This is a genomic window from Lysinibacillus macroides (assembly GCF_001281525.1).
Classification (GTDB): domain Bacteria; phylum Bacillota; class Bacilli; order Bacillales_A; family Planococcaceae; genus Lysinibacillus; species Lysinibacillus macroides.
Window position 1 is genome coordinate 129,595 of record NZ_LGCI01000003.1, and the last position, 21,935, is coordinate 151,529.

At 37.8% G+C, this 21,935-nt stretch carries 22 protein-coding genes and 1 pseudogene; 8 read left to right on the forward strand and 15 right to left on the reverse strand.

The features are described 5' to 3' along the window. Positions 1-253: 253 nt before the first annotated feature. Both ADM90_RS02640 and ADM90_RS02645 read left to right on the forward strand, forming a co-directional pair. On the forward strand, positions 254-3,271 hold the full coding sequence (locus ADM90_RS02640) for a hybrid sensor histidine kinase/response regulator (RefSeq protein ID WP_053993518.1): 3,018 nt from the start codon (positions 254-256) through the stop codon (positions 3,269-3,271). A 5-nt stretch (positions 3,272-3,276) separates the two neighbouring features. Then, on the forward strand, positions 3,277-3,981 hold the full coding sequence (locus tag ADM90_RS02645) for a DNA-binding response regulator (RefSeq protein WP_053993519.1): 705 nt from the start codon (positions 3,277-3,279) through the stop codon (positions 3,979-3,981). A gap of 225 nt (positions 3,982-4,206) precedes the next feature. On the opposite strand, the gene ADM90_RS02650 is transcribed toward ADM90_RS02645, so the two are convergent. From ADM90_RS02650 to ADM90_RS02680, 7 genes are read right to left on the reverse strand one after another with little or no spacing between them, the layout of a single operon-like run. Then, positions 4,207-4,575, reverse strand: coding sequence for a Na+/H+ antiporter subunit G (locus tag ADM90_RS02650; RefSeq protein WP_053993520.1), 369 nt, complete (start codon positions 4,573-4,575; stop codon positions 4,207-4,209). Next, entirely contained in the window at positions 4,553-4,837 is a 285-nt protein-coding gene (locus tag ADM90_RS02655; protein ID WP_053993521.1) for a Na(+)/H(+) antiporter subunit F1, read from the reverse strand. The genes ADM90_RS02650 and ADM90_RS02655 overlap by 23 nt, the downstream gene beginning before the upstream one ends. After that, positions 4,837-5,319, reverse strand: a complete 483-nt coding sequence (locus tag ADM90_RS02660; protein WP_053993522.1) for a Na+/H+ antiporter subunit E — start codon at positions 5,317-5,319, stop codon at positions 4,837-4,839. The genes ADM90_RS02655 and ADM90_RS02660 overlap by 1 nt, the downstream gene beginning before the upstream one ends. Next, positions 5,319-6,824, reverse strand: coding sequence for a Na+/H+ antiporter subunit D (locus tag ADM90_RS02665; protein ID WP_053993523.1), 1,506 nt, complete (start codon positions 6,822-6,824; stop codon positions 5,319-5,321). The genes ADM90_RS02660 and ADM90_RS02665 overlap by 1 nt, the downstream gene beginning before the upstream one ends. Continuing rightward, positions 6,817-7,155 (reverse strand): Na(+)/H(+) antiporter subunit C, encoded by a 339-nt coding sequence (locus tag ADM90_RS02670; RefSeq protein WP_004233143.1) that lies wholly within the window; start codon positions 7,153-7,155, stop codon positions 6,817-6,819. Before ADM90_RS02670 ends, ADM90_RS02665 begins: the two co-directional genes overlap by 8 nt. Before the next feature lie 3 nt (positions 7,156-7,158). Then, positions 7,159-7,581, reverse strand: coding sequence for a Na(+)/H(+) antiporter subunit B (locus ADM90_RS02675; RefSeq protein ID WP_053993524.1), 423 nt, complete (start codon positions 7,579-7,581; stop codon positions 7,159-7,161). Continuing rightward, complete coding sequence (locus ADM90_RS02680; protein WP_200908509.1) at positions 7,571-9,985, reverse strand: Na+/H+ antiporter subunit A; 2,415 nt, start codon at positions 9,983-9,985, stop codon at positions 7,571-7,573. Before ADM90_RS02680 ends, ADM90_RS02675 begins: the two co-directional genes overlap by 11 nt. A gap of 588 nt (positions 9,986-10,573) precedes the next feature. Between ADM90_RS02680 and ADM90_RS02685 the strand changes: the two genes are divergently transcribed. Further along, on the forward strand, positions 10,574-11,260 hold the full coding sequence (locus ADM90_RS02685) for a universal stress protein (protein WP_053993526.1): 687 nt from the start codon (positions 10,574-10,576) through the stop codon (positions 11,258-11,260). A 119-nt stretch (positions 11,261-11,379) separates the two neighbouring features. Here the strand turns inward: ADM90_RS02685 and ADM90_RS02690 are convergent, their stop codons facing one another. Beyond that, a complete protein-coding gene (locus tag ADM90_RS02690) occupies positions 11,380-12,585 on the reverse strand; it encodes an MFS transporter (protein WP_053993527.1) in 1,206 nt (401 codons plus the stop codon). A 106-nt stretch (positions 12,586-12,691) separates the two neighbouring features. On the opposite strand from ADM90_RS02690, the gene ADM90_RS02695 reads away from it, so the two are divergent. Beyond that, complete coding sequence (locus ADM90_RS02695; protein WP_083448435.1) at positions 12,692-13,411, forward strand: DUF421 domain-containing protein; 720 nt, start codon at positions 12,692-12,694, stop codon at positions 13,409-13,411. A 22-nt stretch (positions 13,412-13,433) separates the two neighbouring features. Here ADM90_RS02695 and ADM90_RS02700 read toward each other — a convergent pair whose 3' ends face one another. The 7 genes and pseudogenes from ADM90_RS02700 to ADM90_RS02725 all read right to left on the reverse strand — a co-directional run bounded on the left by ADM90_RS02700 (position 13,434) and on the right by ADM90_RS02725 (position 17,757). After that, positions 13,434-14,144 carry a CBS domain-containing protein gene (locus tag ADM90_RS02700; protein ID WP_053993528.1) on the reverse strand — a complete coding sequence of 237 codons (711 nt, stop codon included), beginning with the start codon at positions 14,142-14,144 and terminating at the stop codon, positions 13,434-13,436. A gap of 165 nt (positions 14,145-14,309) precedes the next feature. Then, positions 14,310-15,092, reverse strand: a complete 783-nt coding sequence (locus tag ADM90_RS02705) for an ABC transporter permease (RefSeq protein ID WP_053993529.1) — start codon at positions 15,090-15,092, stop codon at positions 14,310-14,312. Then, a complete protein-coding gene (locus ADM90_RS25500) occupies positions 15,089-15,397 on the reverse strand; it encodes a DUF4162 domain-containing protein (RefSeq protein WP_412176972.1) in 309 nt (102 codons plus the stop codon). The genes ADM90_RS02705 and ADM90_RS25500 overlap by 4 nt, the downstream gene beginning before the upstream one ends. Positions 15,398-15,517: 120 nt before the next feature. Continuing rightward, positions 15,518-16,045, reverse strand: a pseudogene (locus tag ADM90_RS25505) (ABC transporter ATP-binding protein); the annotation flags it as partial. Next, positions 15,970-16,173, reverse strand: a complete 204-nt coding sequence (locus ADM90_RS02715; RefSeq protein ID WP_083448436.1) for a PLDc N-terminal domain-containing protein — start codon at positions 16,171-16,173, stop codon at positions 15,970-15,972. The pseudogene ADM90_RS25505 and the gene ADM90_RS02715, both read right to left, overlap by 76 nt. Positions 16,174-16,357: 184 nt before the next feature. Continuing rightward, positions 16,358-16,789, reverse strand: a complete 432-nt coding sequence (locus tag ADM90_RS02720) for a protein-tyrosine phosphatase family protein (protein WP_053993531.1) — start codon at positions 16,787-16,789, stop codon at positions 16,358-16,360. Positions 16,790-16,809: 20 nt separating this feature from the next. Beyond that, the gene (locus ADM90_RS02725; RefSeq protein ID WP_053993532.1) at positions 16,810-17,757 is read right to left on the reverse strand and encodes a carbohydrate kinase family protein; all 948 of its coding nucleotides are present in this window, start codon (positions 17,755-17,757) and stop codon (positions 16,810-16,812) included. A gap of 156 nt (positions 17,758-17,913) precedes the next feature. On the opposite strand from ADM90_RS02725, the gene ADM90_RS02730 reads away from it, so the two are divergent. From ADM90_RS02730 to ADM90_RS02745, 4 genes are all read left to right on the forward strand, one after another. Then, a complete protein-coding gene (locus ADM90_RS02730) occupies positions 17,914-18,477 on the forward strand; it encodes a GNAT family N-acetyltransferase (RefSeq protein WP_053993533.1) in 564 nt (187 codons plus the stop codon). A 19-nt stretch (positions 18,478-18,496) separates the two neighbouring features. Beyond that, on the forward strand, positions 18,497-19,414 hold the full coding sequence (locus ADM90_RS02735) for an EamA family transporter (protein WP_053993534.1): 918 nt from the start codon (positions 18,497-18,499) through the stop codon (positions 19,412-19,414). 286 nt (positions 19,415-19,700) lie between these two features. Further along, positions 19,701-20,777, forward strand: a complete 1,077-nt coding sequence (locus ADM90_RS02740) for an extracellular solute-binding protein (RefSeq protein ID WP_053993535.1) — start codon at positions 19,701-19,703, stop codon at positions 20,775-20,777. Positions 20,778-20,862: 85 nt separating this feature from the next. After that, positions 20,863-21,933 (forward strand): ABC transporter ATP-binding protein, encoded by a 1,071-nt coding sequence (locus tag ADM90_RS02745; RefSeq protein WP_053993536.1) that lies wholly within the window; start codon positions 20,863-20,865, stop codon positions 21,931-21,933. The last annotated feature ends 2 nt before the right edge of the window (positions 21,934-21,935 follow it).

Genomic DNA, 21,935 nt, shown 5'->3' on the forward strand with positions numbered 1-21,935 from the left:
CCCATTCTATTTAAAGAGTCACTTCTGCTAATTTCTAAAAACTATGTTCAATTGTCGCCTATCTTATAGCATTTCTCTACGCCTTTTTCTGTGTGTTGTTTTATTTAGTATAAAAGAATTATGAATACTCTTGGCGTTAAGATTTCTTAACGTTCAGCTTGCGTCTATTTTAATAAAATAGGCTATCTTGTATAATCCAACTAAAACCGTGTTAAATAATTGGTAAAACTGAAAAGTAGAAGGGTTGTTAAGAATGAAAAAATTATCACTATTGTTTGCGATTATTATAGGGTCGCTGCTGCTAACGGGCGTTACCTTTTACTTAACTCAACCTAGCTCACATGGACCACAAGCGGTTAAAGGCGTGATGGATTTACGTCATTATACATTTCACGATAATGCCCCTGTGAAATTAGACGGAGAATGGGCATTTATTCCGAATCATTTAGTTGATCAGGCAAGCTTTGACACCTATCAAAGCTATCTCGTCGATGTTCCTTCAGGATGGACAAAGTATACGATTGATGGACAATCACTCCCCTCATTAGGAAGTGGAACTTATCGACTAAAGATTTTAATAAATGATCAGGAGGATGTTTTAGGGATTAAAACGAACGTTATTCGTATGTCCAATGCCATCTATATAAATGGGCAACGCATTGGACAAAGTGGAGAGCCTGCTGAGGATACGAGCTATATGCCACACAATACACCTTATACTGCTTATTTTTCACCTGATCAACATGAATTGGAATTAATTGTGCATGTCGCAAACTTTGATTATGCACCAGGCGGGGGTATTATTAGCTCCATTTTCTTAGGGGATCCATCGAGTATTACAAAGCTTCGTGAAGGGGCACTATTCTACGATTTAATTACACTAGCAGCCTTTTTAACAATGTTTATCTATTTTTTTGGCTCTTATCTTTATTCAAAATTAGGTATTGAGCAGCTTTACTTTGCGCTATTTTGTTTTGCTAGTGCGCTCTATACCCTTACACATGGTGAAAAACTGTTACTAGCCTTTGTAGATATGAGCTATGCACCATTTCAACCCATACAGATGGCTTCAAGTCAGCTTGTCGGCTTTTCGATATTGCTCTATTTTTATCGCGCTTTACCACAATATATGAATAATCGAGTGGTAAAGGTATTATCTGCTATCGGTATTTTAATGATGCTCACACTGATTCTGCCAGCATCCATCAATTCCAAATTACAAAATGTTAATTCCTTATATGTATTTATCAATATCGTGTATATTTTCTATGTACAAATTATTGCTATCTACCGACGTGCCCCCGGTGTCATGTATTTAACACTAAGCTCGTTAGCGATTCTACTTTATTTTATCGTTGCTACATTGAATACACATATTAATCTTGAATTGAATGCCCTACCGCCCTTACTGCCATTTATTTGCTTAATAATGCTTTCTTTATATATTTCTCATCGTTTTGCAGATTCCTATTTAGAGAAAGGTAAGCTCACAGAGGCACTTATGCGTGTAGATCAATTAAAGGATGAGTTTCTTGCTAAAACATCTCATGAATTTCAAACACCCTTGCATGGCATTATCGGCATTTCCCAGTCGATGTTAAATGACAATAGTATGCCTAGCTTAGCTGCGGAGCAGAAGGAAAAAGTAACACTTATTTTTAATATCGCTGAACGCCTTTCTTATTTGGTCAACGATATACTTGATTTTTCAAAGTTAAAGGAAAATGAATTAACATTGCGGATAACATCTGTGAATTTATTTGCGGTTACACATATGACTATAGAGGTGCTGTCCTATACGATTAGTAAAAATGTAAAAATCTATAATCATATTGCACGTGGGAGCTTTGTCCAAGCAGATGAAAATCGACTTCGACAAATTCTCTATAACTTAATTCATAATGCAGTGAAGTATACAAATAAAGGGCAAGTTGATATTACTTGCTATGAGGAGCAAGCATTTTTAGTAATTAATGTGCAGGATACTGGCTGTGGGATTGCACCCGAAAATTTAAAAGCTATTTTCAGCCCATTTCAGCAAGTCAAGCATTCCACTGACGGTACTGGATTAGGGTTACACATTACAAAGGAACTTGTGGAAAGACAAGGTGGTAAAATTAGTGTAGATTCTATTGTCGGACAAGGTACAACTTTCTCGGTCAAGCTGCTAAAAGCCCAGCCAATCCACGAGCAGCTAACAGCAATGCCCGTACAAACCTATCAGCAGCCTTTCCTAACTTTCCCGCATATTGTTGAAAGAATAGGGAAGAAAAAACTTCTTATCGTGGATGATGACGCTGTGAATTTAAAAGTATTAATTGATATTTTGATGCAGGAGGGCTATTCCATTATCGCTATTGATAATGGGGAGCATGTTTTTGACCAGCTCACCCAACATCCTGATATTGATTTATTAATTTTAGATATTATGATGCCTACTATTTCTGGCTACGAGATTTGTCAACAAATTAGAGAAAATTATACATCTACCGAGCTACCTATTTTAATGTTAACAGCAGCCGTACGTCCAGAGGATATGATTGTAGCCTTTCAATCGGGAGCGAATGATTTTTTACATAAGCCACTCGATATAGCAGAGCTAAAGACACGTGTACGCAATCTTATTTTATTAAAGGATTCAGCCGAAACAGCAATTGCTATGGAAACAGCCTTTTTACAAGCTCAAATTAAACCGCATTTCGTTTATAATGTATTAAATTCTATTTTATCGCTTAGCTATTTAGATTTGGAGCAGGCACGGATAATGATTACAAATTTCGCTACCTTTTTACGCAATAGCTTTGCCTTTGAAAATGCCAATAGTCTTGTTCCTTTAGAGAAAGAGCTTAGTCTTATTGAGGCATATATCAATATTCATTGCACACGCTATCCTGAACAATTAGAATGGGAAATTTGTATGGATCAGCCTGTTCACTGTCTTATTCCACCACTTCTGCTTCAGCCATTAGTGGAAAATGCTCTTCTGCATGGGCTGAAGGTAAAAAAAGAGGATGCTAGGCTGCAATTATCAATCAGACAGGAGCAGCAAATGGTAATCTTTAAACTCACAGACAATGGAATCGGCATGTCTCCCACACTTTTGCAGCAAATTCAAAATGGTGAAGTAACTGCCAGTCAAGGGATCGGTCTGCTCAATATTTCGAAACGATTAAAAAAATTTGAAAATGCAACGATCCATTTTGAAAGCATGGACAATAAAGGAACAACTGTCGAAATACGCTTTCCAATTATTTCAATAGAAGGGATGTGAACGTCTTGTTAAAAGCAATCATTGTAGACGATGAAATTTTATCAATCCGTTTATTAGAATCCATGTTACAGGCAAGTGGCTCTATTGAGGTGATCGAAACCTTTCTAAACCCAAAGGATGTCTTAACTACCATTGATACATTAAAGCCTGATATTTTATTTTTAGATATTGAAATGGCTGAAATGACGGGTCTTGAACTTGCTTCTAAAATAGAAGATGCCTCCCATCAAATGGATATCGTCTTTGTGACAGCGTATGAGCATTACGCTTTAGAGGCATTTGATGTACAGGCTACAGACTATATTTTAAAGCCGCTTGATTATAACCGATTATTAAAAACGATTGAGCGGCTATATGAACGACGATACCCTATGAATTCAATCATGTCGATTGAACATGAGTCGACTAAAGTTATTCATACATTACTGTTCCATATACATTCTGGAAAAGTTTCAATTGGTGATAGTGTACTTACTTTATCCACAAAGGAATTTCAAATTTTATTCTTTTTAGCACAGCATAACTATCAAGCCTTTCCGGCGGCTGAGCTATACCGACGTATTTGGGATGAGGATAGCATTGGACAAACACAGGCATTACGAGTGCATATTAGCAATTTAAGAAAAAAGCTAGACGCGATTCCAGGGCAGCCAGCTAAGATTGTAATGGCAAGAGGCGCCGGCTATCAATTAGTTTTTCAGCGTGAATAGATCGTAAAAAGGAAGCTGTTCGTTTTATGAACAACTTCCTTTTATGCTTGTTATTTTGAGGCTGCTTGAATTTCACCGAATGCCCAATCTATTTACACATCTAATGCGTATCAGGAGATTAGCTCGTACAGCTGAAGCAACCAGTCACTAGCTCAATACCGTCAACTGACTGTAAAGTAAGATATTTTCTTACTGTCTCAAAAATGATACTCAGTGCTCTTCTTCCTAGCCTAGATTTTTTTCTTCTGGAAATAGCTTTGACTTTAACTCATCCTCCCCAGAGCCTTTTGCTAAAGGAACACGAGAACGATAAGCAGCACGGCAGACTAGATGTCCTGCAACAGGTGCTGTGGCAAAGACGAAAAGAATCCCTAAAATTAGTCGTACACTAACATAGCCATCATGCACCCAAAAGTAAATAAAGGCACCTAATAGACATGTTAATACGGATAATGTGGAGCTTTTGGTAGCAGCATGTGAGCGTGTATAAACATCTGGCAGGCGAATCATACCAAATGCACTAATCACGCTGACAATTGAGCCGATTAAGATTAATATGACTGCCGCCCATTCAATCATTTGATTTACGTTCAACAATCACACCTCTTTCAATATATTTGCTAAAGGCAATCGTTCCAATAAACGCCAATATTCCTAAAATCAGAATGGCCTCTAAATAAGCCTTTGTTTTTAAGATAATCGAAACAATGGCAATGGCTGATAGCAGATTGACGCCAATTGTATCAAGTGCTATAGCACGGTCCGGCATGGATGGCCCACGAATAACACGATACAGTGACAACGCAATGGAAATACTAAAGAAAGCAAGAGCTAGTAATAAGATATTGTTAATCATTAACGTGTCACCTCCATAATTGCTTGTTCAAATTTCCCAATTGAGCGAATAACAGCGTCCTTTGATTCCTCAATATCCATTGCATGAATATAAAACACATCGCCCTCTTCAGATACTTCCATCACGACAGAACCAGGTGTTAATGTGAGTAACACCGCTAGTGCTGTAATCTCCCAATCACCTTTTAACGCGGTCTTATAAGTAAAAATACCAGGCGTAATATTCAGCTTTGGTGTCATAATTTGCTTTAATACACTATAGCTTGATAAAAATAGCTCCCAATTGAAAAGCCATAATAATTTTAGAATGGAGAAAACTCGTCGCAAGTAAAATTGAGTGCCATAAAAGCGATGCATCGCATATAAAATTCCTATTCCTACGATAAAGCCCATTAAAAACGTTGAAAACTGTGGTGTTACTTCATCCTGCAAAAGCAACCAAAGTGCCGCGATAAATAAATTTAATATAAACTGCATCGCCATTATTTATTCACCTCACCTTGCCATAATTCTCCGTCCAATACTGGATCGATATACATCGAAGGCGTATAAAGCGTTTCCGCTGCATCTGTTACAAAGGGTGCTAATTTTTCGGCGCCAACCCCTAAGCCAATTGTACAAACAGCCAATAATGTTAATGGGAGCATCACACGCTTTGGCAAAGGCTTTTCATCCTCTAAGCTAATAATGGTTTCTCCAAAAAAGGAGGAAAGGAAAATTCGTAACAGTGAATATAAAACAACTAAACTAGATAAAAATCCTAGACCTAATAGCACAAAATTGCCACCCTCTATTGCACCTTGTCCAATTAATACCTTCCCTAAAAAGCCGCTTAATGGTGGTATACCCGCTAACGAACACATGGCAATAAAGAATAACCAGCCAAAGAAAGGATAATTTCGAATAAGCCCGCTCATTTTATCAATCACTGTTTCCCCAGTTAAATAGATCATCATGCCGACTGCTAAAAACAGCATAGCTTTTGCAACCATATCATGCATTAAATAATAGATAACACCCTGCAAAGCTGATTCTGTACCAATGGCGAGACCTGCTACGATAAATCCAACACCAATCAGCACATTATAAGAGGCAATCGTTCTTACATCTCGTCCTGACAGAGCGCCAATGCAGCCTGCCATAATGGTTAGTCCTGCCATAATCCCAAGTACGGTGTGTGTCACTTCTGTATTATTTGGGAACAGCAATGTGAAGGAGCGTACAAGTGCATAAATCCCTACTTTTGTTAATAATGCTGCAAATAATGCTGCGACAGCTGTTGGAGGCACACTGTAGGAGCCTGGGAGCCAAAAGAAGAGCAAGAGTCCAGCTTTTAAGCTAAAGACAATTAAGAAAATGAGTGCCACCGTTGTAATTAGTGGATTCGCTCCTGCCTCCATAACACGAAGTGAAATATGTGCCATATTCAATGTTCCAATAGTTCCATATAAGAATGCTAGCGCCACTAAGAAAATCCACGATGCCACAATATTAATTAAGACATATTTTAATGCTTCACGCAGTTGAATTTTTTCGCCTCCTAAGCTAATAAGCCCATAGGAGGCAAGCAGCATTACTTCAAAGCAGACAAATAAGTTAAAAATATCACCTGTTAAAAATGAACCATTCACACCAGCTACCATCAGTAAGGTAAATGGATAAAAATACATTTTTTCATAGGCTAGCTCCATCGTAAAAATTGCATATAGCAAACAGATCACTGCGACAAGATTGGCAACTAGCACTAGTAAGGTTGCGAATGAATCTGCAACAAATGAAATACCAAACGGTGGTGCCCAACCGCTAAAATCAATGCGCATTACCCCTTGTGTTTGGATCTCTAGCAATAAAACAATGCTAATCACAGCGATAAAGCTCAGTGTTAATAAGCTAATAATGCGCTGTAAAAAGACATGCTCTTTTAAAAACACGAGTAAAATCGCTGTAATAACTGGCACGATTAATGGTAAAACAATCATATTACTCATCTGGCGTACCTCTCAATTCATCAAAATTCCCTGAACCATTTGTTTTGTACGCTCGATAGCCTAATACGAGAACAAATGCCGTGACTGCAAAGCTAATCACAATGGCTGTTAAAATTAATGCTTGCGGTAATGCATCGGTATAAGGACCCTCTGATTCTCCTAATAATGGTACATCCCCTTTTTTAAGACCACCCATTGTTAATATAAGCAAATGAGCAGCATGTGATAATACAGCCGTTCCTAAAATAACACGCAATAACTGTTTCGAGAGGATTAAGTACGTCGCAACAGCTACTAATATACCTACTAAAACCAGTATTAAAGATTCCATTGGCTACTCATCCTCACTTATACTTAAAATAATTGTTACCACAACACCCACAACCGTTAAAGCTACTCCCGCTTCAAAGATGGTTACAGTTGAAAATCCCATTTCCCCAAATATAGGGACATTTATATACGTATGTGTTTGCGTTAAAAATGGCACATCGAAAAACAAGGAGCCTACCGCAGTTCCTGTAGCAAGCAGAACCCCCAAAGCGGCCACCTTTTTAAAATCGAATGGCATCCCTTTATGCACTGTTTCAATATCATAGGCAAGATAGAGCAACACAATACCGGAAGCTAATACAAGTCCACCGATAAAGCCGCCACCTGGCGCATGGTGTCCCGCAAAGAACAAATACACACCAAGCGTTAAAATAATAAACACAACTGCCTTGGTAACTGTTCTTAATATCACATCATTAATTTTCATGATCTGCTTCCTCCTTTCGTGGCTTAAGCTTTATTAATGTATAAACCCCTAAGCCAGCAATAAGAAGAACAACAACCTCTAGCATGGTATCAAATGCACGGAAATCTCCGAGTATTGTATTCACAATATTTGAACCACCAGCTAACTCATAGGAATCATTAAAATAGATAGCTACTGATTCAAAGCGGTCATAATGTACTACTGCTAAGCCTACAATTGTCACCGTTGCCCCTGCAAAAATGGAAATAATGGCCTTTGACCATTGCACCTTTTTAGGAGGAGCCTCCGGCATTAAATCTGGCAAATATTTAAAACATAATAGGAATAAAGCAGTTGTCACGGATTCAACCACTAACTGTGTCAATGCTAAATCGGGTGCACGGAAAATCACAAAGAAAAAGGCAATGGAATAACCTAATACACCATTTAACAACATAGCTGTTACGCGCCCTTTGGCAAAAATCATCCAGATAGCTGCAAAAATCATTACAAAGACAAGAATTAATTCGTAGTATTCCACAACAGAGTCATTGTCAAAGTTAAATACCATAGCATCTGACCAAATAAAATAGCCTGCAATCAGTGCAATAAAGAATACATATATATAGATAAAATAATGTGTTAAATTACCTGTCATATATTTACGAGTGAATGTGGCTGAGCCGCTTTCACTCATTTCAAGCAGGCGATTGTAATAGGTGTTAAACGTATATTTTTGTGAAAATATGCGATAGAGCGGCTTCCAGCTTTTTAATGTTTTAAAGAGAATCGTACCGATAAGAATTACACCGATTGTCATCCATAATTCTGGACTTAAGATACCATGCCAGGCATGAATATGTGGGGTTAATTCACCCGCTGTTGGGAAAGTAGGATAAATACTTGCCATAGCAGGCTCTAAAATATAGTGACCTAATATATTTGGAAAGAAAAAGATTCCCACTACAAACAAACATAAAATAAGTGGTGATATCAACATGCCAAATGGAGCCTCGTGTAGTTTTTTATCCAATTTCTCGGGCTGTAGTTTCCCCAAAAATGTGCGGCTAATTAAAATCATGCTGTAAACAAACGTAAAGACACTAGCTACCCATGCGATGATTGGGAATAAAAGCCCCATGTCAGCAATCGTAAATGCTTCCACATCTCGAATAGCTAATACTGCTGCAAAAAACATTTCCTTGCTTAAGAAACCATTAAATGGCGGTAGTCCTGCCATTGACAAACTGCCGATAACAGCAATCGTAAATGTGACAGGCATAAAGGCCATTAAACCACCTAAGCGACGAATATCACGTGTACCTACCTCATGATCGACAATACCAACCATCATAAATAATGCACCTTTAAATGTGGAGTGATTCACAAGATGGAACAATGCTGCAAAGCTTGCCTGTGTGTAAATAATAGAGCTTTCTGCATAGCCATAATAATGTCCAACGGAGCCAAGACCAAATAGACTCATAATTAAGCCTAGCTGACTCACTGTTGAATAGGCTAATAAGGCTTTTAAATCTGTTTGACGTACAGCATTAAAGGAACCCCAGAATAGTGTGACAAGTCCAATAGTGCTAACTAGCCAGAACCAGATCGCCTCTCCGCCAAAGACTGGAGAAAAACGGGCAACTAAATAAATACCGGCCTTCACCATTGTTGCTGAGTGTAAATAGGCACTAACAGGGGTTGGTGCCTCCATCGCATCAGGCAACCAAATATGGAAAGGGAATTGGGCGGATTTGGTAAAAGCCCCTAATAAGATTAAAATTAGTGCTGGCGTAAACAAAGCATGATCGCGTATGACTTCTACATTTGCTACAATGTCACGAATGCTAAATGTATTGGATGCTACATAAAGCATGAGGAAACCAGCAAGCATGGATAGTCCACCAAAGACCGTAATGATCATTGCCTTTTTAGCACCTGCACGCGATGCTTTTCGATGATGCCAATAGGCAATTAATAGGAATGATGATACACTTGTTAATTCCCAAAATGTGTATAATACCATTAAGTTATCTGAAAAGACAACACCAAGCATGGCACCCATGAATAGTAATAGATAGCAGTAAAAATGATGAAGAGATTCTTTCGTTGATAAATAAAAAATAGAATATAAAATGACTAAACTACCTACACCTGTAATTAGCAAGCCAAAAATCATACTGAGTCCATCAAGGTAAGTTGTGAAATTTATATTAAAAGAGGGAATCCACTCATATGTATGGATAAACGTTTTACCCTTGGCAACTTGTGGAATGTAGCGTATAAGTAAAAGAAATAAAAGCAATGGAACTGATAAAACAAACCAGCCAAGATGTGTGACACGCCTTAGTCGCTTATAAAGCAATGGGATAAGCGCAGCACCAACAAATGGCAGAAGTATTGCGATAAGTATTGTAAGCAAATAAAAACCTCCTACTATCAAAATCATCTAAAAATTTGTGGTGATTGGAATATTTAGTGTTAACACTAGAGAAATTTGTTCAAGCTAAGGAACATATCAGATGGTGATCTTGAATTTTTTGCAAACTGCATGGGGTAAGAAAGTGACGATCGTTACTTTCTTAAAAGATAGCATGGTGATAGTTGAAAACACAAAATGCAAAGAGGTTACAGACTCATCACCTCTAACCCTTTATAAGCCTAAATAACTTGTGAAAAATCAAATAATTTATACAAATAAAAATCAGTCATATCAGCATTATAAATACACTTGACTATCTAATTAACAGCCTGCATAATAGTGTTTCATATGACAACATATTTACCTACAATGCGCACAATGCATAAATTAAATAACTTATAATTATTGATTTAAGCTTAATTTTTCAAGGGTTTTCCAATATATTTTCGTTAACTTTTATACATTTTTAAGTATACAATATTAGTGAACAGAATGCACTGTAACAGCATTGATTTTAGCTGTTTTAGGATAATTTTTTCAAAATTAACAGTGAGTAAAATACCAACAGATAAGAGGTGTAGATTTTTTATGAAGCATGTAAAAGGGCGTTTGGATGAAAGTATATTAGTTTGTGTTTACTATGGACGAAATGGCGAACGCTTAATACGTCGTGGTCACAAAATGGCCACAATGCTAGATTGTCCACTTTATATTCTTTCAGTCGATTCGCAGCCCCTTGATGCATTTGACGCAGAGAAATCTAATTACATTGAAGAATGGAAAGAGCTAGCAGAGGAACTTGAGGTTGAAAAATTCATTTTACAAGATAATGAAAAACGCCCAATACAAAAGGTGATTGCAGAGGTCGCAAAAAATTATGGCATATCCCAAATTATTGTAGGGCAAAGTGCACAAAGCCGCTGGGAGGAAATCACGAAGGGCTCTTTCTTAAATGTGCTGTTAAAAGAGGTGCCTTTTGTAGATTTTCATATTGTTGCTGTTCAACGTCCTACTGATGATGATGCAAATGAAACATATGAAAAGGGTGTGCGTGCTTACTTAATCAAAGAGCAGGAGAATTTTAAAGTAGCGTTTACATGTCCGAAATATGTATCCATCGAGGGTATATTTTTCAAAGAAATTGGTACGGATTTTGACAATGGTATTTTTAAGTTTACTTACAACGATAAAATGCATGAGGTTCATATTTCTGAAGGCTATGTAGTCGATCAAGAGAAGCTTCCTGGAGAATTTTTATCACCACTAAGACAATAATATGGAGACACCCTTTACGCCGAGTGTGGAGGTACAGGTACGCCATGTTTTTAAGAAATATTTAAAATAAAAGTGAGGACTGTTGGAAAAGAAAAATCCTTTTCGACAGTCCCTTTTTGCTAGGCTATAGTTGAAGCTGGTTTGTCTTTTGGTAAGAAGAAAGCTATTAGCAATAATAAAGGTAATAAAGAAACGATCATCATTGTAAAATCAATTCCTTTATGATCCATTAACATGCCGATCACCATCGCTCCTATTGCTCCCATCCCAAAGGCAAAGCCAGTGGTTAGTCCAGCCATTGTACCAATTTTTGTAGGCACTAGCTCCTGTGCATAGACAACCGTAACAGAGAAGCTAATCATAATCAATGTACCGATAATGACTAAAAATAGCACCGCTGCCCATAAAGACACATATGGTAAGGCCAAACAAAATGGCATAGGCACTACTACCGATAAAATAATAACGTTTTTTCTACCAATACGGTCTGATAAGGAGCCACCAAAAAATGTCCCCACTACACCAAAAGCCATAAAGGTGAAAATTAATATTTGTCCCAATCGAAGGCTTACATCATAATGATCCATTAAATAAAACACATAAAAGTTTGTAATATTTGTTGTATAAAATGATCGTGCAAAAATAATTGTAAATAATAATGCTAATGCAATCCCGACTTGTTTTTGTGTTAAAGGCGGCAATGTTGACACTAATACTCGCTTTTTCTTCGCAATGCGCTCTTGCTCCAATTGTTTCTTGTACCATCCTGCAATTTTACTCAATAAAATAATGCCAAACGTTGTAGCCACCAAGACAATGGCTGCGCCACGCTGACCAAAAATATCGAAAATATAGGCACTAATTAATGGCGCAAGTGCTTGTCCTGAGTTTCCCCCAACCTGATAAATTGACTGAGCTAGCCCTCGTTTAGAGCCCGCTGCCATAAATGATACTCTCGATCCCTCTGGATGAAATACTGCTGAACCAAAGCCTAAAAATAATACCGCAATAAGAATAATCCAATATTGTGTTGTCAACGCTATAACTGCTATACCAATAAAGGAACTAACCATTCCTATCGGCAATGCATATGGCATTGGCTTTTTATCACTGACAAAGCCTACTACAGGCTGTAATGCGGAGGCAAATATATTTAAGACAAACGATATAAGACCTATTTGTGTAAAGGTAAGTCCTAATTCACTTTTAAATATTGGGAACATCGCTGGAATAACAGCCTGCATTGTATCATTGATAAGGTGCGCAATGCCTATTGCAATCATAATGGGATAGACTGGATTTGTTATATTTAATTGTTTATTCATGCTGCCACCTCTTTTTTCACTTGATGTGTATCCATGATTGTCGCATACTATTGACCTTTTTGCACAAGCTATAAAATGACAAGCCGTAAAAGGAGTTGATATAGATATGGAAAGCTTTATTCATGCTCATTTTTGGGAAATGATTTTAAGAACAACACTTTCCTTCTTTGCGTTACTAATTTTAGCCCGTATTCTAGGGAAAAAACAATTGGGTCAACTAACTTTCTTCCATTATATTACAGGTATTACATTTGGATCGATTGCTTCTGAAATTGCCTCACAAGAAGAAACACCTTTTTTAGATGGCATGATTTCTCTTATCTGGTGGAGTGCTTTAACGTATTTAATGACCCTGATTACTATTAAATCTAAAAAAGCCCGTGTGCTCATTGATGATAAGCCTACAATTGTCGTACAAAATGGTCTTATTTTAGAATCTGCCTTAAAGAAAAATCGTTTGCATTTAGATGAGCTAACGATGATGCTTCGTGAACAGGCAATTTTCTCTGTTCAGGATGTCCAGTACGCACTACTTGAAACAAATGGGAAACTAAGTGTACTACAAAAAACCTCTGAGCAAGTTGCTACAAAGCAGGACGTAAAAGCAGACGTATCACCGCCTACTTATCTGCCTACTGAGGTTATTTCTGATGGACAGCTTATTAAAGAAAACCTTGTGGAGCTTGAATTAACAGAAGACTGGGTAATGAAAAAACTGAAAAAACAAAATGTGCAGGCTGTTGAGGATGTCTATTTTGCACAAATTCAAACAAATGGTTCTTTATATATCAGCTTAAAAGATAAAGCGAGACATTCAAGCCCATAATTGCTTGTTGTCTCGACTTTTGTCAGTTTACCTTTACAATATCTAATGGTGTAATAATACCGATTAATTTTTGATGCGGTTTGCCATGCTCGGTTATCAATAATGCCTCAAATCGCTTGCCTCTTTCGACCCCTTGCTTAAAAATCTCCTCCGCCTCATAAATCGTAATATGCTTACTGACAAATTTATAATTTACCCTATTTTTCTCATGTGTTAAAATATCATGCAATGTCGGAATTCTATTTGGCACTTGACTGTGATGATCTCCCATTGTTGAGGCAAGCCAATTAGTAATACCTACTGTTGTGATAAGTCCTCTAAATTGCTTATTATGATAAACAGGGAATTGTGTATATTTTCGTTGTCGTATAATTTTTAATACCTGCCTAAGGGAATCATTTTCTTGAAAAACAAGCACACGCTTACGAAACATTTGTCCCACGAGTGTTGGCTTAGCTAGGGTAGCATCTATGTATTCAATTCTCTCTACTACGTCTGGATGTGGCTCTGCAATTACATAATTTAAAGAAATACGATGATGCACAATTGCATTGCGTAAATCTGCATAAGATCGCAAATCATCCTCATATTTCTTCACCAGTACATCTTTTCTCTTAGCTTGCTCAATAAGACGAGAAAATGGTATAAAATCCTTTGCGCCAATAATATCTCTTAATCGATGGTCTATCCGATTAAACGCTGTTAGGAAACGATCGGAATTTTCAGTCCCCACTTTTTATGTACCTTCTTTCTATAGTAATCTATATATTTTCCGAGTTATTTGACAAATTTCGAGCTATAGCTACATTATATGCCTATATATTGGATATTCCAAGGTAGTTTCAACTAGAAAAAGCGAGGAAAATCCTATTGAACGGATTTTCCTCGCTTTATCTTATTAAATTTTCACCATCGAGGCATTCCTTTTCATCATCACAATGCCAATACTAATGCAGATAATTGTGCATATCGCTGTAGTTGAAAGGCTCCACCAATAATCAGACATATCCATTGTCCCTCGAATTAGTAATGTTCCATAGCTTGCTAGCTTCCATGGAGATACTGTCCAGAAAATACCTACAATCATATCTACTATTTGCCCTAGAAAAATAAGTGTGAATGCACATGTAGTGGCGATAACAGTTTTAAAGCTAGCACTCATCATCAATGCTACAGCTATCACAAATAATAGCCAAATATAATACGTAAAAAAGCTTGCGAGTAATGAGCCAATATCTAATGTTCCATATAAAATACTTGTGTAGTATACGCTTGCTGTAAAACCAGCGAGAATGCTGATAAAGCTGACTGTGCTCATTACAATAAATTTGCTCAAAAAATAAGCGCTAAATGAAATGGGGCGTATATAAAATAATGTCGCCATACCACTAGCACGTTCTTTACTAATTGAGCCTACAAAAGTAGCCATCATTATTAACAAGCCTATTGTTTGAAACTGTCCGATAGAGGCTTGCAGTAGATCAACTGGCATTAATTCTGGTATTAGCATTTCAAAGCCCTCAGGTACATTTCCAACAGCCTTTAAAATATCCATCATATAATAATTCGTTAGTGGATCATTCATTCCAAGCAAAGCAAACACAAGAGGGATCCATAAAAATTTCCAACCCCGCCATGCCTCTCTAAACTCTTTTTGCAGAAGTACACTGAATCCTCTCATGCTTTTTTCGCCACCTTCATAAAAATTTCTTCTAAAGATGCTGTTTGTCTTTCCACTTTTCGTATTGTATACGGACATTCACTTAAACGCTGGAGCAGTTCTTTCATCGTTGGCTCCTCATTGATAAGTGCCACAAATACATAACAGCCTTTTACACGGTCAGATGAGCTTGCAAAAAGCTTTGCCTCTTCTTCGGTATCAAATTCAATAACATAATTTTGCTCATCAAAACGTTGTCGTACCTCACGTAATGTTCCTTGCTCCACCAGCCTGCCATTTTGCAAAAATAACAGCTGATCTGTCATTTCTTCTGCATCATTTAAAATATGTGTTGAATATAAAATGGTTGTCTCTTGCTGCAATCCTTTTAATAAATCAAGCACCTCTCTACGTCCAACTGGGTCTAATGCTGATACGGGCTCATCTAATAACAATAATTTAGGCTTATGCACAATTGCTTGGGCAATACCAAGACGTTGCTTCATACCACCAGAAAATGTTGCGATTTTTTTATGCTCAGCATTTCCTAATCCTACAAATTCTAGTGTTTTCTGTGCCTCCATTTTCGCCTGCTTTGCTGCTACACCATTCAGCCTTGCAGCCATTTCCGTAAACTCCACTGCACTTAACCAAGGATGAAACTGAGGATATTGAGGTAAAAACCCTATATTTGCCCGCAAATCACCTGCTCGCATCTTGACACTGCCCAGAGTCGGCTTTAAAAGTCCCGTTAGCATGGAGAGAGTTGTCGTCTTACCAGCACCATTAGGTCCTATTAATGCCGTTGACGTTTTTTCCTCTAACAAAAAACTCACATCATCTACAACTCTATGCTCTGCAAATTGCTTTGTTAAACCTGTTACTTGAAGTAATGTTGTCATGACTGCCTTCTCCCTACTATAAAATACGCAATAGAGCCTATAAGATTGGCAAAGATAATAATAAACACCCATAAAATTTTAGGTCCGTTTGTTGCATGAATTTTGCGCAAATCGACCAGTGCTACAATCATTAAAATAAGTTGAACAACGATTAATGGTGCTATTACTGCCCATGGAACCTTTGCTAACTCCTCCATCATACAAATCACCCCATAATAATTTGTTATATATTCAGTATAACAAAACTGTTCTAATATGTATATAACAAATGTATTAAATCCATTAATTTGGTGGTGCTATCTATTTATTTTGTAGTCCTATCCGTCATTTTGAGCAGTCTATCCATACAAAAAAGATGCACCATGGACCGGTACATCTTTTTCACTATTTATATAATTTTTGCAAAGCCTTCTCCATTTTTGAGCGAATTGTTACTTGCGGGCGTGCTTTCTTGACTGTGGCTTCGGCTTCCTCTAATGACTGTGCCATTCCTAGCTCTATTAACGTAGCTGTTGCTGCTACGCCTGCACGTCCTTCACCACTTCCACAATGAATATATACCTTCTGCCCTTCCTTATAGGCTGCAGCAATTTCCTTCGCTACTTTTTCAATTGAAGAGGCCACAGCGATATCCTCATCCGCAATAGGTAGATGCTTGTAGGGGTAAGAAACTGCCCCTTGCTCCTGTGAGGATAGCCCATTAACACGTACATCTATTACAATATCAACGGCTTCTTGTTCAAAGGCTGCTTCTGCCTCTTTGGCACCGCCAAAAAATACTTTATCTTTTATTAAAGTATCGTAGTTTTTCTCCATTTTCTACACACTCCATACGATTATTTCAGCAAATGCTTAATATCTTGATAATACGGTAGAGCTGTTAATGCGCCTGCTTTTGTCGCGGCTAAAGCACCTAATTTATTGCCAAAGCTTGTACAACGCACAAGCTCTTCTTTTGTTGTAGGTAAACCGTTATAGTGAATATCGCGTAATACTCCTGCCATAAATGCATCTCCAGCCCCTGTTGTATCTACAGGCACTACTTTTTCCGTTGGCACATGGATAGCCTCACCATTTAACACAGCATATGTGCCATTTTCTCCTACTGTTACTAAAATAATAGGCACTAAATAGCTGTTTAATTGTTCAATCCCTTCTTCTAAGCTAGTGGTCTCTGTCAGGAAGAATAATTCATCGTCCGTGACCTTTAAAATATCGACATCCTCAAAAAATGATGTGATCGTATCTCGGCAAATTTCCTCGCTGCTCCAGCGTAACGGGCGAATATTGGCATCCATTGCAATAATCGCTCCCTTGTCCTTCGCCATTGCTACAGCAGCTCGTGTTGTAGCCAGTGCTGTTGGATGGAACATTGTACCTGAGCACACGGTTAAAGCAGAGGCATGCTTAAAAGCTTCTTCATTTAGTTGTGCTGGTTCAACTTGTAAATTAGGGGTTTCATCCACATAATCCTTAAAAATACGCTCACATGCCTCTGTTAAATGCACGTAAACCCCGCTAACACGCTTAGCTGGATGAAATACGGCATAATCTAGCTTTACACCCTCTTCTGCAAGTCCATCACGTACAAATTGAGAGCCCTCGTCCTCCCCAGTAATCGTAATTAATGCGGAAGGTGCACCAATGCGGCTAATTCCTGCTGCAACATTTACGGTTGCGCCCCCCATATATTTCGTAAAAGATGTGTTTGTCACATCATCTGCAATATAGTCAATAAAAGCATCTCCATAGACTACTATAAATTCCTTATCTTGCTTTGTCATGATTGGCCTCCTGAAAATCTAGTCAATATAGATTACCACGAAAATTATCATTCCATAAAGGTTTTTACTTTTGACACTTCTTTATGATAGGCTAGAAAACTTGAGTCATCCCCTATCTTTGTTATACTTGCCTATAGAAAGGTAGGGATTTTCAAGATGACTATTACAATTCGACAAGCGCAGCCCCAAGATGCCCATGCCGTTGTCCCCTTAATTATCGATGCCATTGGTGATATTGCTAATCGCTTAACAGGCGAGCAATCAGCGGAAGCTGTTATGCGGGAACTAACAATTCTTTTTCAACGTGACGACAATCGACACTCATACTTAAATACCTTTGTCGCTACGGAAGATGAACAAATATTAGGGATTCTTGTTTATTATTATGGTGCACATGCCATGGAAATGGACGCCCATCTCATGCAATGGCTAGCAGCAAAAAATGCTCCTTCCGTTGTAATTGAACGTGAAGCTTATGAGGATGAAGCTTATATTGATACGGTTTGTGTAGCACCAGCAGCGCGCGGGAAAGGTATTGGTACATTATTACTGCAATTTGCAGAGGAGCTAACACAGCAACGGGGCTATACAAAGCTCTCTTTAAATGTGGAAACTGAAAAAGAGGATGCTCGCCGTCTTTATGAACGATTAGGCTTTGTGATTACAGAGCCATGGTCCATTATTGATGAGCCTTTTCATCATATGGTGAAACAGTTTTAGGAAGTGACAACATACATCTATGAAAACAAACTTTATTTACCCTCTATTGATTGTGATTGCTTCTAGTAGCTATGGTATTTTATCAACAATTGTTAAAGTAGCTATGCAGCATGGCTTTACAACAGCAGAGGCTGTATCCAGTCAGTATATTATTGGCTTTATACTGATTGCAGTTATTTTTATTGTGACACAAAGACAATTACCGAAGCCCTCTAAAAACGGCTTATTTATTTTAATTTGGTCAGGTATTTTTACTGGAACAACAGGTATTGTATATGGTGAATCATTGAAGTATTTACCAGCATCCCTTGCAGTGGTAATGCTTTTTCAATTTACATGGATTGGTTTGTTAATTGATTGTGCGCTACGTAGAAGATGGCCAAGTCGAGCTGAGGTCATTTCTCTTATTATTTTATTTGCAGGAACCATTTTGGCTGCTGGTGTATTAAATGTGGATTTAAGTGGTATCCCTGTTCAAGGTTGGTTATTTGGCTTTGCAGCAGCCGTAACCTTTGCCTGCTTTATTCAATTTAACTCTCGACCTGTAGAGGGTGTTACAACAACATCGAGGGTATTAATCGTATCCTTTGTGGCCCTTATTATCATTAGCATTTTCCTTAGCCCTGAAATTATTTGGAATGGTCAATTATTTATGCAAGGCTTATGGAAATTTGGACTAGCACTCGGACTTTTTGGTATTATTTTACCAATTTATTTATTCTCTATCGCTATCCCTAAAATTGGTGGCGCTCTTGCCTCTATTCTAAGTGCTATCGAACTACCTGTGGCGGTTACGGTCTCTGTGATTGTTCTCCATGAGCCTTTAACGGGGCTGCAAATCATCGGCATACTTTTTGTGCTTATAGGGATGATGTTACCGACAATCGTTGCTCATCATCGACAAAAAAATACTCTGCCCAGTATGAACGGGCAGTAATATAGTTGTGTCGAAAGCTATTTCAAAATCTAGGCGGAGGATGAACTGCCTTATAAACATCTGATTGATAAAAAGATGTCTCTTTCTTAATCATTAAAACTCCTTAAAAAAGGAAATATTCCTTTTTAAGGAGTTTTTTTACTTTTGCTGAAATGTCGTTGTTATCGATGATAGGCTTCACTATGATGTAGGGGAATGCAATTTTTTCAATAATTCTAACATTAATATTCCTCCTGCGTATTATACTGCAATATGCAAGTACCTTACTTTGAGAAAGGGGAATATAATGAAAAAAACACGCATTCTTAGTTTTTTACTTGTGTTGATACTTGTGTTGATGGCTGCCTGTAGTTCTAATGACAGTAAAAATTCTACAAATAATGACAAAAAAGAGGTAACGGCTACAACATCTTCAGGCAAGCTTGTGATCTACACAGGGCGTGACGAGGCAATGGTGCAACAGGTAATTGATCAGTTTAATAAAAAGTATCCAAACATTGAAGTAGAGTTTTTAACGATGGGCGCTCAGCAAATTTTAGAGCGTTTACGGGGTGAAAAGGCGAATCCACAGGCTGATTTTTGGTGGGGTGGCACACAATCAGCCCTTATCGTTGGTGCGAATGAGAATTTACTACACAGCTGGCAGCCTAGCTTTATCGATGCTATTGAGCCGGATCATAAAGATGCTGCTGGTCGCTGGTTTGGCGAAATGCTACTTCCTGAGGTTATTATGATTAATAGCGATGTACTTACAAAGGAAACAGGGCCGCAGGATTGGGATGAGCTACTAGATCCAAAATGGAAGGATCAAATTTTAATTCGGGGTGTGCTTGCATCGGGTACCATGCGGACAATTTATTCCTCTATGATTGTGCGACAGGATGCTGTTTCACCTGAAAAAGGTTATGATTGGCTATTACAATTAGATGCTAATACAAAAGAGTATACACAAGATCCTAATGCATTGTATTTAAAGCTTACACGTCAAGAAGGCAGTGTTTCATTGTGGAACTTGCAAGATATTTTATTAAAGAAATATACAACAGATTATCCTTTTGACTATATTTATCCAAACAGTGGTGCACCTATTTTAGTTGATGGTGTAGCAGTTGTAAACAATGCGAAAAACCTTGAAAATGCGAAGCTATTTGTAGAGTTTTTGTTCGAAAAAGAGATGGTGACACAATTAGCAAATGATTATTATCAAATTCCGACACGTTCTGACATTGATAAGTCCTCTATGCCAGAATGGTATCAGGAATTAAATTTAACAACATTTGATATTGATTGGCAGCAAATGTCCGACAAAGAGACTGAGTGGATGGAGTACTGGGATAACAATATTAAAGGACGCGGGAAATAAGCATCAGGGTAAAAATTCGGCTTAGGTAGCGGATTTTTACCTTCCTGTATCATCCCCTAATTCTTTGTTGGAGAGGAGCTTGTGTTTGAAAAGTGTCAAAATCGAAAATGTCTCTAAGCAATTTGGTCAAGTATATGGTGTAAAAAATTTGAACCTCGATATAAAAGCAGGCGAATTTTTTACTTTTCTAGGACCTAGTGGCTGTGGGAAAACAACGACCTTACGAATGATTGCTGGCTTTTATTATCCCACAAATGGTCATATTCTTTTTGATGAGCAAGATGTTACCCGACTTCCGCCAAATAAGCGCAATATCGGTATGGTATTTCAAAATTATGCCCTTTTCCCACATATGACCGTTGATGAAAATATTGCATTCGGCTTACAAGTACGCAAATTTTCAAAGGCTGAGATTCAGCACAAGGTTGATCGTATTAGAGGACAAGTACATCTAGCCACCTATGGCAAGCGAAAGATCAATGAGCTATCTGGTGGTCAACAGCAGAGGGTAGCCTTGGCAAGAGCACTAGTCATTGAACCTGATATTTTATTACTTGATGAGCCTTTATCTAATTTGGATGCAAAATTACGTGAGGAGACCCGTGTGGAAATAAAACGTATCCAATCCGAACTAGGTATTACTACTATTTATGTAACCCATGACCAAATGGAGGCCATGGCGATGTCAGACCGAATTATGGTCATGGAGAATGGTGATATTAAGCAAATTGGTACACCTCAGGAAATTTATCATCGGCCTATTAATCGCTTTGTCGCCAATTTCATTGGTGAAACAAATTTAATTGAAGGGACAATTGAAGCTATTGATGGTGAGGATATACAAGTCATCACAACAAATGGACTTATTTTCATTGGGCGAAAACAACAAAGCTCTCCAACTTTCACGCATATGATTGGAGACAAAGTATTTATTTCGATTCGTCCAGAGTCTATTCATTTAGGGGCTGGGGATAACACTTTAACAGGGAAAATTACATTTGTAGAATTTACAGGTATTAGTGTCAATTACATTGTAGATTTTACGGCATTTTCACTTAAAGTAATGATTATTCACTCTTATGACCAAATAAAGAGCATCGGTGAAGATATTACCATTAATGTTGCCTATGATTCACTGTACTTTTTAGGAGAATAGGA

Excerpts from the sequence above, each read along its gene's own strand:
- ADM90_RS02640 (WP_053993518.1), top strand. The coding sequence starts at position 254 with ATGAAAAAATTATCACTATTGTTTGCGATTATTATAGGGTCGCTGCTG.
- ADM90_RS02655 (WP_053993521.1), bottom strand. The coding sequence starts at position 4,837 with ATGATTAACAATATCTTATTACTAGCTCTTGCTTTCTTTAGTATTTCC.
- ADM90_RS02660 (WP_053993522.1), bottom strand. The coding sequence starts at position 5,319 with ATGGCGATGCAGTTTATATTAAATTTATTTATCGCGGCACTTTGGTTG.
- ADM90_RS02665 (WP_053993523.1), bottom strand. The coding sequence starts at position 6,824 with ATGAGTAATATGATTGTTTTACCATTAATCGTGCCAGTTATTACAGCG.
- ADM90_RS02670 (WP_004233143.1), bottom strand. The coding sequence starts at position 7,155 with ATGGAATCTTTAATACTGGTTTTAGTAGGTATATTAGTAGCTGTTGCG.
- ADM90_RS02675 (WP_053993524.1), bottom strand. The coding sequence starts at position 7,581 with ATGAAAATTAATGATGTGATATTAAGAACAGTTACCAAGGCAGTTGTG.
- ADM90_RS02685 (WP_053993526.1), top strand. The coding sequence starts at position 10,574 with ATGAAGCATGTAAAAGGGCGTTTGGATGAAAGTATATTAGTTTGTGTT.
- ADM90_RS02690 (WP_053993527.1), bottom strand. The coding sequence starts at position 12,585 with ATGAATAAACAATTAAATATAACAAATCCAGTCTATCCCATTATGATT.
- ADM90_RS02695 (WP_083448435.1), top strand. The coding sequence starts at position 12,692 with ATGGAAAGCTTTATTCATGCTCATTTTTGGGAAATGATTTTAAGAACA.
- ADM90_RS02705 (WP_053993529.1), bottom strand. The coding sequence starts at position 15,092 with ATGAGAGGATTCAGTGTACTTCTGCAAAAAGAGTTTAGAGAGGCATGG.
- ADM90_RS25500 (WP_412176972.1), bottom strand. The coding sequence starts at position 15,397 with ATGACAGATCAGCTGTTATTTTTGCAAAATGGCAGGCTGGTGGAGCAA.
- ADM90_RS02715 (WP_083448436.1), bottom strand. The coding sequence starts at position 16,173 with ATGATGGAGGAGTTAGCAAAGGTTCCATGGGCAGTAATAGCACCATTA.
- ADM90_RS02720 (WP_053993531.1), bottom strand. The coding sequence starts at position 16,789 with ATGGAGAAAAACTACGATACTTTAATAAAAGATAAAGTATTTTTTGGC.
- ADM90_RS02725 (WP_053993532.1), bottom strand. The coding sequence starts at position 17,757 with ATGACAAAGCAAGATAAGGAATTTATAGTAGTCTATGGAGATGCTTTT.
- ADM90_RS02730 (WP_053993533.1), top strand. The coding sequence starts at position 17,914 with ATGACTATTACAATTCGACAAGCGCAGCCCCAAGATGCCCATGCCGTT.
- ADM90_RS02735 (WP_053993534.1), top strand. The coding sequence starts at position 18,497 with ATGAAAACAAACTTTATTTACCCTCTATTGATTGTGATTGCTTCTAGT.
- ADM90_RS02740 (WP_053993535.1), top strand. The coding sequence starts at position 19,701 with ATGAAAAAAACACGCATTCTTAGTTTTTTACTTGTGTTGATACTTGTG.